Source organism: Actinophytocola sp. (genome assembly GCF_050699935.1).
Taxonomy (GTDB): Bacteria; Actinomycetota; Actinomycetes; order Mycobacteriales; family Pseudonocardiaceae; genus Actinophytocola.
This window is the reverse complement of record NZ_JBOHGB010000043.1, coordinates 11,391-28,046: the sequence shown is the minus strand read 5'-3', so window position 1 is coordinate 28,046 and position 16,656 is coordinate 11,391. Positions and strand designations below refer to the sequence as shown.

Sequence of the window (16,656 nt, the reverse complement as noted above, 5' to 3'; positions counted from 1 at the left end):
GTGTGGGAGGCGAGATGCTGAGAATCACGGCGGATCTCGGCCTGTGTGAGGGATACGCGAACTGCATGATCGCGGCGCCGGAGGTGTTCACGGTCGACGACGCCGACGGCGTTGTGGTTCTGCTCCAGGAGCAGGTGTCCGAGTCTCAGCGTGCCGAGGTGCTGCAGGCAGTGGAAAGCTGCCCGGTGCGGGCACTGGCCGTGGCCGAGCGGCAACCATGACCACCACCTCGTCCGTGCTGATCGTCGGGGCGTCGACGGCTGGTTGGCGCACGGCCACCGCGCTGCGCGCCGCGGGCTACGACGGGTCGATCGTCGTCGTCGGTGACGAGCCGCACCTGCCCTACGACCGCCCATGCCTGTCCAAGCAGCTGCTGCTGGGAACGTGGCCGGTCGAGCGCGCCTACCTCACCACGGCCACCGAGGTGCGTGACCTCGCCGTCGACCTCCGGCTCGGCGTCGCGGTGCGTGCGGTCGGCGCCGGGCACGCCGAGCTGACCGACGGATCGACGGTCTCCTTCGAGCACCTCGTCGTGGCCACGGGTGTGCGGCCCAGACTGCCCCCGGGCTGGGCGGCCGGGCGGGCGATGCACGTGCTGCGCCGCATCGGCGACTCGGTCACGCTGAGGCGCAGCCTGGCCGGCGCGTCGAACGTCCTCGTCGTCGGTGGCGGTTTCATCGGGACCGAGGTCGCGGCGGCGGCCCGCCGGCTAGGTCTGGAAACGACGATCCTCCTCCAGGAGGACGTTCTCCTCGAGCTCGCGCTCGGCCCCGCGGCGGGTGGTGCGGTGACCGAGTCGCACCGCGCGAACGGCGTGAAGGTCCTACCCGGTGCGATGATCGGCACCATCCTGACCGCGTCGGACGACGAGGTCGTCGTCGAGCTGGCCGACGGCGCCAGGCTGGAGAGCGACTGCGCGGTGTTCGGCCTCGGCTCACTGCCCAATGTGGAGTGGCTGGCCGGGTGCCTGCCCGGCGACCTGTCGGGCGGCCTGCCCTGCGACGGCTCCGGGCGAGTCATCGGCAGCCCGTTCCCGATGCACGCGGTCGGCGACGTGGCGTCCTGGCCGGACGAGCACTTCGGTGGCCACGTCCGGCACGAGCACTGGACGAGCGCGGGAGAGCAGGCCCGGGTCGTGGCCGCGACGCTGACCGGAGCCACCCGGCCACCGCGCTCGCTGCCCTACTTCTGGTCCGACCAGTTCAACAAGATCCAGCTGGTCGGGCGCCCGGACCTCGCGACCTCGGTCGTGCGAATCGACACCGCCGGTGGCGGCCGCCCCGGCGCGATCTTCGCCTACTACCGCGGGACGACCCTCGTCGCCGCGGCGGCCATCGACGCTCCGCGAGCACTGGCGGCGGTTCGCCGGGTGGTCTCGCACGACACGGGGGACCGGGACCTGGCACGGCTCGTCGGGTCCGTCGGCTGACGACAACTGTTCCGCCGGCACCGCGAAGAAAGGAATGTGCGATGAGAACAGCCTCTGAGTCGACCCAGGCTTTCCGCCGGGTGCGCGACACACTTCTGCGGCTGCGTGACGACCACGATCAGGCGTACCGGGAGTTCCGCTGGCCGGAGCTCGACCGGTTCAACTGGGCCACCGACTGGTTCGATGTCGTGTCGGAACCGGACAGGACGGCGCTGTCCATAGTCGAGGCCGACGGCAGCCGGCTCGACCGGTCCTTCGCGGACATGTCGCGCAACTCGAACCGGGTGGCCAACTGGTTGCGTGGCAACGGTGTGGCGCCCGGCGATCGGGTGCTCGTCATGCTGAACAACCAGGTGGAGCTATGGGAGACCGTTCTCGCGTGCATGAAGCTGGGTGCCGTCATCATCCCGGCGACGACACTCCTGTCCACCGAGGACGTCCGGGATCGGGTGGAGCGTGGCGACGTCCGGCACGTCGTCGTGACGGCTGACGTCGTCGACGCCTTCCGCGACGTGCCCGGCGACTACACGCGCGTTGCGGTCGGAGCGGCCACGCCGGGCTGGTTGGCCTACGCCGACGGATATGCGGCCGGCGATGTGCTGGAGGCCCACCCGACCCGCGGCGACGATCCGATGCTGCTCTACTTCACATCCGGTACGACCGCCAACCCCAAGCTGGTCGAGCACACCCACGCGTCTTACCCGGCCGGGCATCTCTCCACGATGTACTGGATCGGTCTACGGCCCGGCGACGTGCACCTCAACGTCTCCTCGCCCGGATGGGCCAAGCACGCGTGGAGCAGCCTGTTCGCACCGTGGAACGCCGAAGCGACGATTCTCGTGTACAACTACTCGCGCTTCGACGCGAACGCGATGCTCGACGTGGTCGTGGACAACGCGGTAACGACGTTCTGCGCACCGCCGACCGTGTGGCGGATGCTCATCCAGCAGGACCTCTCCCGCCGGTCGGTACGGATCCGGGACGCGGTGGCGGCCGGCGAGCCGCTCAATCCGGAGGTCATCGACCAGGTTCAGAAAGCATGGGGGATCACCGTTCGGGACGGCTTCGGGCAGACCGAAACCACGGCACAGGTCGGGAACTCGCCCGGGCTCCCCGTACGTGTCGGCGCGATGGGCCGGCCGCTGCCCGGATACGCGGTCGAGCTGCTCGATCCGGTGACCGGCAGACCCGGCGACGAAGGAGAGATCGCACTCGACCTGTCGAAGCGCCCACTCGGCCTCATGACCGGGTATCGCGACGATCCGGAACGCACGGACGATGCGTTCCGCGACGGCTACTACCGCACTGGCGACATCGCCCGCCGGGACCGCGAGGGATACCTGACCTACGTCGGCCGCGCCGACGACGTGTTCAAGTCGTCGGACTACCGGATATCGCCGTTCGAGCTGGAAAGTGTCCTACTGGAACATGACGCGGTGGCCGAGGCCGCCGTGGTGCCCTCACCCGACGAGCTGCGGCTGTCGGTGCCCAAGGCGTACGTCACGCTCGCCGCCGACCACGAACCGACGGCGGAGACCGCGCTGTCCATCTTCGCCGAGACACGCCTGCGACTGGCGCCTTACAAGCGGATCCGCCGGCTCGAGTTCGCGGAGCTGCCCAAGACCATCTCCGGAAAGATTCGTCGGGTCGATCTCCGCAGGCGCGAACACGACCTGCGTGCGGACGGCGACGACAACCGCGCCGACGGTGAGTACCAGGAGCGCGATTTCCCTCAGCTCACAAGGAATGACGGCGCAACGACGCGATAGCTGTTGACGCCGGTACCACTCGGACTTACGCTACGAGTGTTCGCACTACGATCCATTGTTCGCTATGTGGACACCTCGACTAGCGGCCCCTTCCAGGTCGTGGTCGACCTATCTCACAACAAGGAGTGACGCGATGCAGGGTCACGAACGTGTTGTCCCCCCGCTGGCCGGAGTGGTCCCGCCGCGGTGCCCGCCGTACGTCGAGGTCACCGGTGTGGACGACTTGTTGCCCTACCTCGAGGCGGTTGCCCGCCGGCCGTACTCGGCCGGGCTGCACGCGGCATGGGACCTTCAGCCGGGTGAGCGGATCTTGTTGAGGTTGGACAGCTGGTACGACCCGCTGTGTGTCGAGGCGACGATCAAGACGCTGGAGAAGTTCGGCTGCACCTACGAGATCATGAACATCGACCGCGGGCCGCAGCCCAACTACACCGGCGACGACGAGGTCGACTTCATGTTCAAGCTGACGAAGGAGATCGCCGGCTGGATGGAGACGTGGAAGCAGATCGAGAAGGAAGGTCGCTTCGACAAGCTGCTCTGGGGATTCGGTGGTCCGATTCTCGCGGACCGACAGATCAAGATTCAGCGGATGCCCTTCTACTCCACGGAGATGGTGACGTCGGAGGCGCACACGCTGCCGTACGAGATCCTGGATGCCCTGGACAACTGGACCTGGGACCGGATCTGCGCGGCACGTCGCGTGCGGATCACGGACCCCGAGGGCACCGACCTGACCTACACGAACTACGACGACTACTACGACGAGACGCGCACGCAGTTCAACGAGGACCTGCTGCAGGAGTGGTATCCGGAGAATGCCGCGTTCGTCCGGAAGTTCCAACCGGGCCACGTGTGGGGCAAGCCGAAGTTCCTCCTGGGCAAGGACGACGCGTCGGGTGTCATCGCGGGCACCATGAACCACATCGGACCGTTCAAGCATGTCACGATGCGGGTGGAGAACAGCAAGATCACTGAGATCACCGGCGGCGGTCGCTATGGTGACCGGCTTCGTGACGTGCTCGCCGAGTCGGCCGACACCCAGTATCCCGGCTATCCCGGCAAGGGCCTGCTGTACTGGTGGGAGGCGTCGATCGGGACCAACCCGAAGATCCACCGGCCACGCAAGGACTACCTGCTCGGCATGAACTGCGCGCTGTACGAGCGGATGCGGAGCGGGATCGTCCACCTCGGATTCGGCACGATCATCTCCAGCGAGATGGAGCGCCAGGCGGTGGCGCAGGGCCTGCCGGCGGGTCACTTCCACGTGCATCTCAACTACGCCACGATGATCGGGGAGAACGCCGACGGAAGCGAAACCGTCATCATCGAGAACGGCCGGCTGAAGGGCCTGGACGACCCGAAGATCCGGGACATCGCGGCGAAGTACGGCGATCCCGACCACCTGTTGAGCGAGGACTGGATCCCGGCCACCCCGGGGATCAACATGGACGGCGACTACTTCGCCGACTACGCCAGTGATCCGCTCGACTGGACGATGACCGAGCTGCACATCTGCCAGCGGTGGCACGGTCTCTACATGAAGATGATCGCGCCGTCCGACGGTGCGCCCCAGCACCACCACTGACCCGGGTCGACGGGCGGAGGAGTCCCAGAGCCGTGAAGTGCCGCCACAGCATGGCATTCGTCGCCGACGGCCCCTTGTCGGGGGCCGTGCGTCAGGTGCCCGTCCCGAATGACCTCGCCGGGGGAGGTCTCGGCGAGGTCATCGCGGCCGGGGTGTGCGGCAGCGACGTGTCCCTGTTCCGTGACGGAACGATCACTCGTCGGCTCGGGCCGAACATCCTCGGGCACGAGAACGTGGTGCGGATCGTCGACGCCGACGACGAGTTGCGGCGGCGATGGAACGTGGAGACGGGCGACCGGGTGTACGTGGAGGAGTACGCCCCATGTGGTTGGTGCCAGGCGTGCCGATCGGGCCGTTACATCTCATGTCCGCGGACCAGCTACACCTCGGCACACTTCATCCGGTATGGACGGACACCACTCGCGCAGGAACCCGGCTTGTGGGGTGGCTTCGCCGACCTTCTCTACCTGCATCCGGACGCACGCCTGCACCGGCTCCCACCGGACCTGCCGAACCAGGTCGCGGTGCTGGCCACCCCGATCGCCAATGGTCTGCGCTGGATCGGTGAGATCGCGGGCGGTCACCAGGGCAGGGGAGTGGTCGTGTTCGGGCCGGGCGCGCACGGTCTCGGCTGCGTCGTCGCCGCGCGGCACCTTGGTGCGTCACCGGTGATCCTGGTGGGCACCCCCACCGACTCGACCCGGTTACGGACCGGTCGCCAACTCGGCGCGGACATCACGCTGGACAGCGAGTCCGACGACATCGTCGCGGAGGTCGCCACCGCGACCGCGGGCGAGCTCGCCGACGTGGTGATCGACACGACCGGAGTGCCGGCGGTTTGCGCGATCGCCGTGTCCGTCGCCGGTGACGGCGCACGCGTCGTCATCGCCGGAAACCCCGACGCGGCGACATCGGCACCCTTCCCGGTGGACACCCTCGCCCGCAGGCAGATCTCCCTGATCGGCGTGCGAGGTCACGACGGTGAGTCCATCGAGGCGGCTATCGCCTTGCTGTCGACCCGGTCCGCCGACGTGGCTCCGTTCGCGTCGGATGCCGTCGCGCTCGGCGACGTGGGTGGCCTCCTGCACGACCTCGCGTCGGGGACCGCGGACCGGCCCGCCCACTACTACGTGGCCCCTGGGGGCCATCACACCGTCTCCGGCTGACCACGGCCGGACCGGGTTTCGTCGCGACACGAAGGAGTTCCGGTGGAACCAACGGATGACACCTGTGACGTCGCCATCGCGGGTTCGGGAGTGGCCGGACTCTCGGCGGCACTCGCCGCGGCCGAGCTGGGACTTCGCCCGATCGTGTTCGAGAAGTCCGAAGAGGTCGGCGGCTCGACCGCGCTGGCCAACACCTTGTGGGTCGGCGCCAATCGCCTCGCGGCTGCGGCGGGACACGACGACTCGCTCGAGGACGTGCGCCGGTATATGCGCTTCGTCGGTGGTGACCAGTACCGCGAGGAGAACCTCGACCAGTTCGTGCGCGTGGCTCCCGAGGCACTGTCGTTCTTCGAACGCTGTGGTGTCCGGTTCCGGCTCGTGCGGAACTTCGTCGACCACTACTACCCGAGGGTGCCCGGTTCGATGGGGGTTGGCCGGTCCATCGAGGCGGAGTTGATCTCCGAGCACGAGATCGGCGAGCTTGCCGGCAAGGTGCCGGTCAAACCGGACGAGTCCACGCACGTGACCAAGGACGAGGCGAGTGAGTGGGGCGGGCACCAGAACCTGCGGGCATGGGACACCGAGCTTCTCGAGGAGCGGCGCCGGCAGCGGATTCGTGGACGTGGCGCGGCGCTGATCATCCACCTGCTCAAGCAGCTGCGGGCTCGCTCGGTGCCGATCCGCGTCGGAGTGGGCGTGAGCCGCCTGGTCCACGAGGGCGGGCGCGTCCGCGGCGTGGTGACGTCCACGGGTGAACGGGTCGCCGCCTCGCGCGGTGTCGTCCTGTCCACCGGCGGGTACGAGTCCAACCCGGATCTCATGCGTCGCTTCGAGGACATTCCCGGGCCGGAGTCGATGTTCGTTCCCGGCAGCACCGGCGACGGGCTCGTCATGGCCAGCGAGATCGGCGCCGCTGTCACGACGATCCACAACAACCTCACCGTCCTGCTGGGTTTCAAGATGCCGGCGGGCAGCGGCACGACGTTCCGCCTGTGCGGCATCCTCGAACTGCTCTCCCCGCACACGGCGGTGGTGAACTACCACGGCAGGCGATTCGCCGACGAGACCTACTTCCAGACCGTCGCCGCACGGCTTCGCGACTTCGACGTGCCCACCCACCGGTACGCCAACTGGCCGTGTTTCCTCGTCTTCGACCAGCAGTACGTCGACAAGTTCTCCTTCGCGGGCGGGGAGCCCGGCACGACACCGCCCGAGTGGGTCGTCCGCGCGGACTCCGTCACCGGCCTGGCCGAGCAGTTGGGCATCGACGCGCGGAACCTCGAGGAGACGATCGCACGGTTCAACGGGTTCGCGGAGTCCGGAGTGGACGAGGACTTCGGCAGACCGACGTACGAGTGGTCGGTCTCGAAACGGGACAGCTACTACGGGACCTACACCAACCCGAGCCTCGGCTCGATCGCGAAGCCGCCCTTCTACGGAGTACCGCTGCACAGCGCGCCCTTCGGCTCGGCCGGCCTGTCCACCGACGGCCACGCTCGCGTGCTCACCTACCGCGAGGAGCCGATCCCTGGCCTCTACGCGGCGGGAAACGCCGCCGCACACACCGAGTACGGCGTCGGCTACCAGGCCGGCTACTCACTGACGTCCGGCATGACGTTCGGATACCTCGCCGCCGTGCACATGTCCGGCGATCGCGCTGCCGCGCTCGCCCATCCGACAAGGAGATCGTGACCATGACAGAGTTCGTCTATCAGACGGCCGCGACAGCGACAGGAGGGCGTGGGGGCAAGGTCGCTTCCGAGGACGGCCGGCTCTCCCTCGCCCTGTCGCTCCCGCGAGAGCTCGGCGGTGACTCCGGCCAGGGAACCAACCCCGAGCAGCTGTTCGCGGCGGGATACGCGGCATGCTTCCACTCGGCACTGTCGGCGCGGGCGCGTGCGCGAGGCCTGACGAACCCGGACGTGACGGTCCACGTGGCGACCGGCCTCATGCGACGAGAACCGACCGGGTTCCGTCTTGGTGTCACCCTCACCGTCGAGATGCCCGGTGTCGACCCCGACCAAGCGCGGGAACTCGTCGCCGAGGCCGACGACATCTGCCCGTACTCCGATGCGTTGCGTGGCAACGCCGTGGTCAGCGTGTCGCTGGCGGGCTGATCTCCGCACGCCCGCAAGGCGGCGCGGACCGATCGGGGCTGTCAGGGGAATCATCGCAACGTCGCGAGAGGCTTCAACATGTGGACGTACGACACGGCGCCGCGGCGCCCCGAGACCGGCAGGCCGAGAATCGTGCGGCGAGTACTGGGAGTCACGCTCTCCTGCACTGTCGCACTGGTGGCCGCTGCCTGCACCAGTGCGCCAACCTCGTCCGGAGGGTCGGGCGAGGACATCGAGGCGACCGCGGCGGCCGGCATCCGTCCGGTCGACGACGTGCCGGCCGACGTGCCGCAGGACGTGGTTGACGCTGCCCGTGACGAGGTCGCGGCCGACCCAAGCCCGTTCGTGTACTACGAGGGCAACCCCGAGGACCAGATCGCGAAGGTATTCGCGGCGTTCAAGGCGGAGTATCCGTTCGTGTCGGAGCTCACCCACGTCCGGCTGGCGGTCAGGGACCTGGCGCCACGGATCGACCAGGAGTCACGGGCGGGCGCGCGCACGGCCGACGTCGCGCTGCTCGCCGACGACGGCGCGCAAGAACTCGACAGCCGCGGCCAACTGTTGCATATGGACTGGGAGGCCGCGGGTATCGCGCCCGGATTGGTGACCACACCGTACGCGGTGGTCACCACGGCGGGCGTGTTCACGTTCATCAGCAACCGGAACGAGCTCCCGTCGCCGCCGAAGTCCTGGGACGACTGGCTCGACGGTGACCTGGCCGGGAAGGTGACACTGTGGAGCCAGGCGGTGCCGTTCGCGGCGCTGGTGCCGGTATGGGGAGTGGAGAAGACACAGGACTACGTCCGGGACCTGGTCGCCGAGGTTCACCCGACGTTGTCGGACACGCCATGGGTGCCGGCCCAGAACGTGGCAGCCGCCGAAGGGGCGTTGACCATCAACGCCTACCACACGGCGTTGCCCGCAGTGAACTCCGGGGCGCCGATCGAGGTCGTCCTGCCGGATCCGACTCCGGTGAGCCTGGTGTACGCGAGCGTGCCCAAGGCGGCCAAGCACCCGAAGGTGGCGCAGTTGTTCATCGCCTGGCTCAACACCCAGAGCGGAGCAAAGGCCTACGAGGACGCCACCGGCCGCGGCAACCCGCTCATCCCGACGACGGACACCGCCGAGATGCTTCGCGGGCACACGATCTCGGCGTGGACGCCTCAGGAGGCGAAGAAGCTGGGCCAGAACATCGTCGACCTCACCGCCATTCTGCGCGGCGGTGGAGTCTGATGGCCCCATGAGCGCCGTTACGGAGGTCGTCCGTCCCGTCGCGAGCGTGCGGGAGCCCCGGGGCACGCGCCGGACCAGGCGTCGGACCAGGCACCGGTTCGGGCCGTTCGGCTGGTTGCTCTTCGCGGCCGTGAGCGTGGTCATCGGGTACCTGGTCGTCGTGCCGCTGGCGCTGCTGTTGCTGAGCAGCTTCCGGCCGACCGGGTACCCGCTGGACGCCGGGCTCACCCTGGACAACTACCGCACGATCTATCTCAGCGGCGACACCTACCGTCTACTGTGGACGACGATCCAGTTCGCGGTGGGCAGCACGGTCGTGGCGGTGGCCATCGGCGCGGTACTCGCCTGGCTCGTCGAACGGACCGACCTGCCGGGACGGTCGGTGCTGCAAGCGCTCATCCTGCTGCCGATGGGCGTGCCGCCGGTCCTGCTCGCGATCTCGTGGGTACTGATCCTCAGTCCCCGCGTCGGGTTCGTCAACCAGCTCATCCACCAGATCCCCGCCCTGGAGAACGTGTCCATCGACATCTTCGGGATGCCCGGGATGATCTTCGTGCAGGGCCTGTCGGTGGTGCCCACCGTGTTCCTCGTACTCGGCCCCGCGTTCCGCAACCTGGACACCTCCGTGGAGGAGGCGGCTCGGACGTCGGGCGCGGGCGCCTGGCTGACGATGCGCCGGATCATCTTCCCGCTGCTGTGGCCGGCGACGCTCGCCGCGGCGACGTTCGTGGTGATCGTCGGCATGGTCTCGTTCGACGTGCCCGGAGTGCTCGGGCTGCCGTCCGGGATACGGGTGCTCAGCTCGGCGGTCCTGGAACAGTCGAGCCCGACGTCCGGATTTCCGAAGTACGGCACCATCAGCGCGCTGTTGAGCCTGTTCCTCGTGCTGTTGGTCGCGCTCGCCGCGATCTACTACCGACAGACGAGCCGTTCGTATCGGTACGTGACCGTCGGTGGCCGCGCGTACCAGGACCGGCGCTCACCGCTGGGGCGCTGGCGGGTGCCCGCGACGATGCTCGCGTGGCTCTACGTGGTGTGCGGCGCGATCGCGCCACTCGGGATTCTCGTGTGGACCAGCCTGCTGCCGTACTACTCGGGTGTGACGGCCGAGGCCGTGGGGCTGCTGTCGTTCGACAACTACCGGACGATCTTCGACAATCCGTCCTTCGGCGAGGTCGCCCGGAACACCGTGATCGTCGCCGGTGTCTCGGCGACCGCGGTGGCGGCGCTGTGCGCCGTCGTGTCGTGGCTCGTGGTCCGGACGACCTTTCCAGGGCGGAAGGTGCTGGACGTCCTCGCGTTCGTGCCACTCGCGATCCCGCACGTGCTGGTCGGGCTCGCGCTGATCTACGTGTACCTGTCGTTCACCGTGGTGAACGTCTACGGCACGGTCTGGATCCTGGTGATCGCCTTCGTCACCACGTACATCTCGTTCGGCACGCGAGTCGTCAACTCGGTCGTGTTGCAGATCGACCCGGTGCTCGAGGAGGCGGCCCGGACCAGCGGCGCCACGATGGCGCGGACGTTCATGAAGATCACGACTCCCATCCTGCGGCCGGCTCTCGTGGTGGTGTGGATCTGGGTCGCCGCGCACGCGATGCGCGAACTGTCGGCCGCGCTGATGCTGCAGGGCGCGGACAACCAGGTCGTCGCCACGTTCCTGTGGGGCTACTGGACGGGTGGCGAGACCACGAAGGCGGCCGCTGTCGGCGTGGTCCTCATCGGAGCCGTGCTCGCGATGGGTGCCGCATGGGTCTACTCCGCCAAGCGTCAGGTACGAGCGAGATGAACGTCGCCGAACTCGCCTGCCGAGTGCTCGTCGCCGAGGGCGTCGACACCGCGTTCGGCCTGCTCGGGCATGGCAACGTGGCGTTCGCCGGGCGGCTCCCGGACGCCGGGATCCGCTACCACGGCGCACGGCACGAGGGCAACGCCGTCGCCATGGCGGACGGTTACGCGAGGGCGACCGGACGCGTCGGGTTGTGCACGGTGACGCTCGGACCAGGACTGACCAACACGCTCACCGCATTGATCACGGCGCGGCGAGCGCGCACGCCACTGGTCCTGATCGCCGGCGAGGGCTCGAACTCACCGGCCGACTTCCAGCATTTCGACCAGACGGGCTTCTTCGAGCTGGCCGGCGTGCCGGCTCGGCGTATCCGCGAGCCGGCGACGGTGGCCGCCGACCTCGCGACCGCCGTCCGGCTCGCCGTCGCCGAGCGCATGCCGGTGGGGGTGAACCTGCCGCGGCATCTTCAGCAGCGCGAGTGTGCGGTCACGCTGCCCGAGCCGCCGCGTTCGGCCATGCCCCGCGCGCCGGATCTCGCGGCCGTCCGGCGTGCTGCCGATGTGATCGAGCGCGCCCGGCGCCCGGTCGTTCTCGCCGGTCGAGGGGCGGTCACCGCGAACGCGCGGCACGAGCTCGAGACGCTCGCGCGGCAGGTCGGCGCGCTGCTCGCCACCTCGTTGCCCGCCAAGGCGTACTTCGCCGACGACCCGTTCTCGATCGGCGTCTCGGGCGGTTTCGCCACACGCCTGTCCCGCCGGCTCCTGCGGGACGCCGACTGTGTGCTCGTGTTCGGTGCGAGCCTCAACGACTTCACCACCGACCACGGTGAGGCGTTCGCCGCGTCGGCACCGGTCGTCCGCGTCGACACCGACGCCGCGGTTCTCGGCACGAACGCGCCCGCTCGCGGCGTGCTGGGCGACGCGGCGCTGGCCGCCGCCGCGTTGCGTGCCGAACTCGACCGGCGCGGGTTCCACCAGGAGGGGTACCGCACCAGCGACGTGCGAGCCGTGCTCGCGGCCTGGCGGCCCGACGACGAGCTCGACGACACCGGCGTGCCGGGTGCCCTCGATCCGCGTGCGCTGGTCGCCGCTCTCGACCGGATCCTGCCCTCGCGGCGGGTCGTCGTGGTGGACGGCGGCAACACCCAGGGCTACCCGTCGACGTACCTCTCGGTTCCCGAGCCGTCGAGCTTCCTGCACATGCCGGGCGGGTTCGGCGCGATCGGGTGCGGCCTCGGTGCCGCCATCGGCGCCGCGGTCGGCCGCCCGGACCGGCTGACGGTCGCCGTCCTCGGCGACGGCTCGCTGATGATGAGCTCGAGCGACCTCGATGCGAGTGTCCGCTTCGGTGTGCCGCTCGTGGTCGTGGTGCTCGACGACGGCGGTTTCGGCGCCGAGGTGCACGCGCTGCGCGCCCTCGATCTCCCGCACACGGGAGCCCGGTACGCGAGCCCGGACTTCGTCGGACTGGCACGCGCGGTCGGCGGCGATGGTGCCACGGTGGACTCGCTCGACGACCTCCGCCTCCTCGAACGCGACCTCGCCGACCCACGCGGGTTGTTCGTCGTGGACTGCAAGATCTCCTCCGATCCGCTCGCCGAGTGGGCCGCGAGGCTCGCCGGCACCGGGCGGCGACCCACGGCCGTGGAGTGGCGAGTGAGCGAGCTTGCGGAGCGAACCATCAAACACAGGGCGACCGCGAGCGGCTCGACCGAGCCTGCGAGGGGGAGTCGTGAGCGAGCTTGCGGAGCGAACCATCAAACACAGGGCGACCGCGAGCGGCTCGACCGAGCCTGCGAGGGGGAGTCATGAGCTTCTCGCGCGCGTACACGTTTCGGTGGCGCCACCGGCCGCCGCCGGTCGCGGTGTCCGACTACCGGCGGCTGGCGCGCCGCGCGCTGCCCGCGATGCCGTGGGCCTTCCTGGAGAACGGTGCCGAGGACGAGATCACGTTGCGGCGCAACCGGTCCGACTTCGACGGTTGGCAACTCAAGCAGCGGGTCCTCACCGGCAAGGCGGGATCGGACCTGACGGTCGATGTCGTCGGCGTGCGCCTGGACCTGCCGGTCGTGCTCGCCCCGACCGGACTCAACGGGCTCTTCCACTGGCGTGGTGAGGTTGCCGCGGCCCATGGCGCGGAACGTTGCGGGACGCGGCACGTCTCGTCGACCGGTGCCAGCTACCGGCTCGACGAGGTGGCGGGAGGCACCCGCGAGGCGCACTGGTTCCAGCTCTATCCCTGGGCCGACCGCGATGTCATGCGAGACCTGGTGCGACGCGCGAGCGAGGCCGGCATCGGCGTCCTGCTCGTGACCGTCGACGTGCCGGTCGTCGGGAACCGGGAGAGGGAGAAGCGGGTCGGCATGGGCACCCGTCCCGTGCTGACGCCCGGCCGCGCGCTCGAGGCGCTTCGCCACCCACGCTGGTTGTACGGGTACGCGCGTCACAAGCGGTACACGATGGTCAACTTCGCCACCGGCCGTGGCCCGCGCTCAGCCGTCACGGCCGCGGCCAGACAGGCCGACTTCCTCCGTCCCGACCTGCTGAGCTGGGACACGCTGCGTTGGCTGCGTGACCTGTGGCCAGGTCCACTCCTCGTCAAGGGAGTGATGGACCCCGACGACGCGTCGCGGGTCATGGACATCGGCTGCGACGGCGTCGTCGTGTCCAACCACGGCGGGCGGCAGCTCGACAGCCAGGCCAGCAGCATCGACGCGCTTCCAACGGTCGTGGACGCGACGGGTGGACGCGGGTCGGTCCTGATCGACAGCGGCATTCGCCGTGGCACCGACGTCGTGAAGGCGCTCTGCCTCGGCGCTGACGCGTGCCTGATCGGACGGCCGTACCTCTACGGGCTCGCGGCCCGTGGCGAGGACGGCGTCGTCGATGTCCTCCGGATCTTCCGCAGGGAGATCCAAACCGCGCTCACGCTCATGGGCTGCAAGAGCGTCGGCGAACTGGACCGCTCCCGGATCGAGCGGGCACGCGGTCCGGCCGGCACGGACGCGGGGGAGGTCCCGTGGTAGCACTGCCACAGCTGAACGGGCTCGACGTGCCCTGGACGACGATCGGTCAGCTGGTCGCCGACCGCGCGCGCACGAGTCCTGACCGGGAGGCCGTCACCTTTCCGGACAGTGGCACGGTGCTCACCTGCGCGGACCTGGACCGGCGCAGCGACGCGGTCGCGGCGAGCTACGCCGAGCTCGGTGTCGTCAAGGGAGACCGGGTCGCCGCCCTGCTGTTGAACTCGGTCGAGCAGCTGGTCTCGTGGATCGCCGCGGCGAAGCTGGGCGCGGTCGCCGTCATGCTCAACGTCTCACTGCGCGACCGCGACCTGCGCCACGCGCTGTCCGTGGCGGCGCCGTCGATCGTCCTCGTGGGACGCGAGCTGGCGGACGGCTACGAGTCGGCCAGGTCGCTCTCGGGCAGACTGCTACGGGAGATCATCGTCGGCGGCGAGCGACGTGGGTACCTGCCGTTCGCGGAGCTGGAACGCCGCGGCGACACCGACCCGCCGCGTGTCGAGGTCGATCCCGCGGACCCCGCGTGCGTGGTCTTCACCGGGGGCACCACCGGGCTGCCGAAGGGCGTCATCCGGCCGCACTTCTCCTACCTGTGTGCGGGCGCGCGGTACGCGCAGGCGTTCCAGCCGACCTCCGCCGACCGGCACTACTCGGCTGGCCAGCTGTTCCACATCGGAGGTCAGGAGTCCGCGTTCATCGGCCCGCTCATGAACGGGGTACCCACCGCGATCAGCGCCTGGTTCAGCGCCTCCCGGTTCTGGCCCGCCGTCCGCCGGCAGCGCGCGACCATCATCGAGGCGGTCGGCTCGCGGATCATGCTGCTGCTGAGGCAGCCAACCACACCGCTCGACGGCACCAACGACGTGCGGGTCGCGCTGGCCGGCACCCGTGACATCCCGCCGTCGGCCCGAGCGGAGTTCGCCCGGCGGTTCGGTATCCCGCGCTTGGTCGAGGTGTACGCGATGACCGAGACGGGCTCGTTGCTCTTCTTCGGCGACGACGAGAGCGAGTCCCGGCGGTTCGTGCTCGACTCGCACGGGTGGTGCGAGGCGAGGGTGACCGATGCCCGCGGGGTGCCGTCACCGCCCGGGCACATCGGCGAGATCCTGCTCCGGCCGACGGTCGCGCACAGCACGTCGCTCGGCTACCTCGACGATCCCGCGTCCACTGTGGAGCGCTGGCGGGACCTGTGGGTTCACACCGGCGATCTCGGCCGGCTCCATCCCGGTGGCCGGCTGGAGTTCGTGGGCAGGCAGGCGCATTGGCTGCGCAGGCGGGGCGAGAACGTGTCGGCACTCGAGGTGGAGCAGGTGCTCGACGACCACCCCGACGTGGTCGAGTCGGCCATCGTCGCGACGCCCTCCGAACTCGGCGAGGACGACCTGCGAGCGGTCGTGGTCCCCACGGCGGACCGCCCTGGGCTCGCCGAGGAGCTGTTCGACTGGTGCGAGCGGCGTCTCGCCTACTTCAAGGTGCCCCGCTTCATCGAGCTGCGGTCCGGCCCGCTGCCGCGTACCGCCACCAAGCGGGAGATCGAACGGCACGTCATTCGCGACCAGGCGATGACCGGCGCCGTCGAACGTGTACCGCGCAACCCGCGACATCGATCGGCGGTCGAAAGGACGGGAAATGGCTAGCGAGTGTGGTGAGTGGATCCGCGCGGAGCGGAATGGCGGCATCCTTCGAATCACGATCGACCGACCGGAGAAAAAGAATGCGATGACTCCGGAAATGGGCGAGGCGATGATCGATCTCGTCGAGCGCTCCGCCGGCGATCCCGAGGTCGCCGTGATCGTGCTCGGCGGGGCGGGCGGCTGCTACACGTCCGGGGCCGACGTCACGATCGCGCTTCCCGCCAGGGCACAGAGTCCCCTACGGCGCCACGTGCGGGGACAGCCCTTGATGCGGCTGCTGTCCGTCGTCGCGCGCAGCAGCGTCCCGGTCGTGTCCAGTGTGTCCGGCTGGGCTCTCGGAGCGGGCACGGGCCTGGTCGGCGCGAGCACGTTCGCGGTGGCCGGTCGCTCCGCCGTGTTCGGCATGCCGGAAGTGCGGCTCGGCGTGTTCCCCGCTGCCGTCATGCCCGTCATCGTCGACCGAGTCGGTCCACACCGCGCGATGCGCTGGGCACTGACTGGAGTCAGGATCTCGGCCACCGAGGCACATGACAGCGGTCTGGTCGACATCCTCGTCCCGGACGACGAGCTCGGCCATACGGTCGACGAGCTCGCGGAGACAATCGTTTCAAATGGATCGTTGGTGAACCGCGCCGGGATGGAATGGTTCCGGAAGGTCAACGCGGGCCTCGGTGAGCTCGTGGATTACTCCAACATGCTGTCCCATCTGTATGCCGCCGGAACCGAGGCCGACATAACTGGCGAACCGTTACCGAACAGGTAAACCCGAGCACGGCGTCGCCGTTGACAACCCAACCGGCGCACCCTAACGTATCGTGCATCATGCGAACATCTGACCGCATTGTGAACGCATGGTCGGGGCATCGACGGTGGCACGAGGCGAACCGCAACATTCGACGACCGAGCGCCTAC

At 69.1% G+C, this 16,656-nt stretch carries 13 protein-coding genes; all 13 read left to right on the top strand.

Annotation, left to right across the window (positions count from 1 at the left end; genetic code table 11):
* Positions 1–14: 14 nt before the first annotated feature.
* Positions 15–221 carry a ferredoxin gene (locus ACRDTB_RS16360; RefSeq protein ID WP_431431159.1) on the top strand — a complete coding sequence of 69 codons (207 nt, stop codon included), beginning with the start codon at positions 15–17 and terminating at the stop codon, positions 219–221.
* Positions 218–1,429 (top strand): FAD-dependent oxidoreductase, encoded by a 1,212-nt coding sequence (locus ACRDTB_RS16355; protein WP_431431158.1) that lies wholly within the window; start codon positions 218–220, stop codon positions 1,427–1,429. Before ACRDTB_RS16360 ends, ACRDTB_RS16355 begins: the two co-directional genes overlap by 4 nt.
* A 41-nt stretch (positions 1,430–1,470) precedes the next feature.
* Positions 1,471–3,198 carry an AMP-binding protein gene (locus ACRDTB_RS16350; protein WP_431431157.1) on the top strand — a complete coding sequence of 576 codons (1,728 nt, stop codon included), beginning with the start codon at positions 1,471–1,473 and terminating at the stop codon, positions 3,196–3,198.
* 133 nt (positions 3,199–3,331) lie between these two features.
* The gene (locus tag ACRDTB_RS16345; protein WP_431431156.1) at positions 3,332–4,783 is read left to right on the top strand and encodes a hypothetical protein; all 1,452 of its coding nucleotides are present in this window, start codon (positions 3,332–3,334) and stop codon (positions 4,781–4,783) included.
* 95 nt (positions 4,784–4,878) lie between these two features.
* A complete protein-coding gene (locus ACRDTB_RS16340; RefSeq protein WP_431431155.1) occupies positions 4,879–5,949 on the top strand; it encodes a zinc-dependent alcohol dehydrogenase in 1,071 nt (356 codons plus the stop codon).
* A gap of 42 nt (positions 5,950–5,991) precedes the next feature.
* A complete protein-coding gene (locus tag ACRDTB_RS16335; protein WP_431431154.1) occupies positions 5,992–7,641 on the top strand; it encodes an FAD-dependent oxidoreductase in 1,650 nt (549 codons plus the stop codon).
* A gap of 2 nt (positions 7,642–7,643) precedes the next feature.
* Positions 7,644–8,066, top strand: a complete 423-nt coding sequence (locus tag ACRDTB_RS16330) for an organic hydroperoxide resistance protein (RefSeq protein WP_431431153.1) — start codon at positions 7,644–7,646, stop codon at positions 8,064–8,066.
* A gap of 177 nt (positions 8,067–8,243) precedes the next feature.
* Complete coding sequence (locus ACRDTB_RS16325) at positions 8,244–9,299, top strand: ABC transporter substrate-binding protein (RefSeq protein ID WP_431431152.1); 1,056 nt, start codon at positions 8,244–8,246, stop codon at positions 9,297–9,299.
* Positions 9,300–9,306: 7 nt separating this feature from the next.
* Positions 9,307–11,088: an ABC transporter permease gene (locus ACRDTB_RS16320; protein ID WP_431431151.1), complete on the top strand. Its 1,782-nt coding sequence runs from the start codon at positions 9,307–9,309 to the stop codon at positions 11,086–11,088.
* Entirely contained in the window at positions 11,085–12,899 is a 1,815-nt protein-coding gene (locus ACRDTB_RS16315) for a thiamine pyrophosphate-binding protein (protein WP_431431150.1), read from the top strand. Before ACRDTB_RS16320 ends, ACRDTB_RS16315 begins: the two co-directional genes overlap by 4 nt.
* Positions 12,896–14,113: an alpha-hydroxy acid oxidase gene (locus ACRDTB_RS16310; RefSeq protein WP_431431149.1), complete on the top strand. Its 1,218-nt coding sequence runs from the start codon at positions 12,896–12,898 to the stop codon at positions 14,111–14,113. The genes ACRDTB_RS16315 and ACRDTB_RS16310 overlap by 4 nt, the downstream gene beginning before the upstream one ends.
* On the top strand, positions 14,107–15,747 hold the full coding sequence (locus ACRDTB_RS16305) for an AMP-binding protein (protein WP_431431148.1): 1,641 nt from the start codon (positions 14,107–14,109) through the stop codon (positions 15,745–15,747). Before ACRDTB_RS16310 ends, ACRDTB_RS16305 begins: the two co-directional genes overlap by 7 nt.
* Complete coding sequence (locus ACRDTB_RS16300) at positions 15,740–16,507, top strand: enoyl-CoA hydratase/isomerase family protein (RefSeq protein ID WP_431431147.1); 768 nt, start codon at positions 15,740–15,742, stop codon at positions 16,505–16,507. Before ACRDTB_RS16305 ends, ACRDTB_RS16300 begins: the two co-directional genes overlap by 8 nt.
* Positions 16,508–16,656: the final 149 nt, after the last annotated feature.

Coding starts and splice junctions, on each gene's coding strand:
- ACRDTB_RS16360 (WP_431431159.1), top strand. CDS start 15: ATGCTGAGAATCACGGCGGATCTCGGCCTGTGTGAGGGATACGCGAAC.
- ACRDTB_RS16355 (WP_431431158.1), top strand. CDS start 218: ATGACCACCACCTCGTCCGTGCTGATCGTCGGGGCGTCGACGGCTGGT.
- ACRDTB_RS16350 (WP_431431157.1), top strand. CDS start 1,471: ATGAGAACAGCCTCTGAGTCGACCCAGGCTTTCCGCCGGGTGCGCGAC.
- ACRDTB_RS16345 (WP_431431156.1), top strand. CDS start 3,332: ATGCAGGGTCACGAACGTGTTGTCCCCCCGCTGGCCGGAGTGGTCCCG.
- ACRDTB_RS16330 (WP_431431153.1), top strand. CDS start 7,644: ATGACAGAGTTCGTCTATCAGACGGCCGCGACAGCGACAGGAGGGCGT.
- ACRDTB_RS16320 (WP_431431151.1), top strand. CDS start 9,307: ATGAGCGCCGTTACGGAGGTCGTCCGTCCCGTCGCGAGCGTGCGGGAG.
- ACRDTB_RS16315 (WP_431431150.1), top strand. CDS start 11,085: ATGAACGTCGCCGAACTCGCCTGCCGAGTGCTCGTCGCCGAGGGCGTC.
- ACRDTB_RS16310 (WP_431431149.1), top strand. CDS start 12,896: ATGAGCTTCTCGCGCGCGTACACGTTTCGGTGGCGCCACCGGCCGCCG.
- ACRDTB_RS16300 (WP_431431147.1), top strand. CDS start 15,740: ATGGCTAGCGAGTGTGGTGAGTGGATCCGCGCGGAGCGGAATGGCGGC.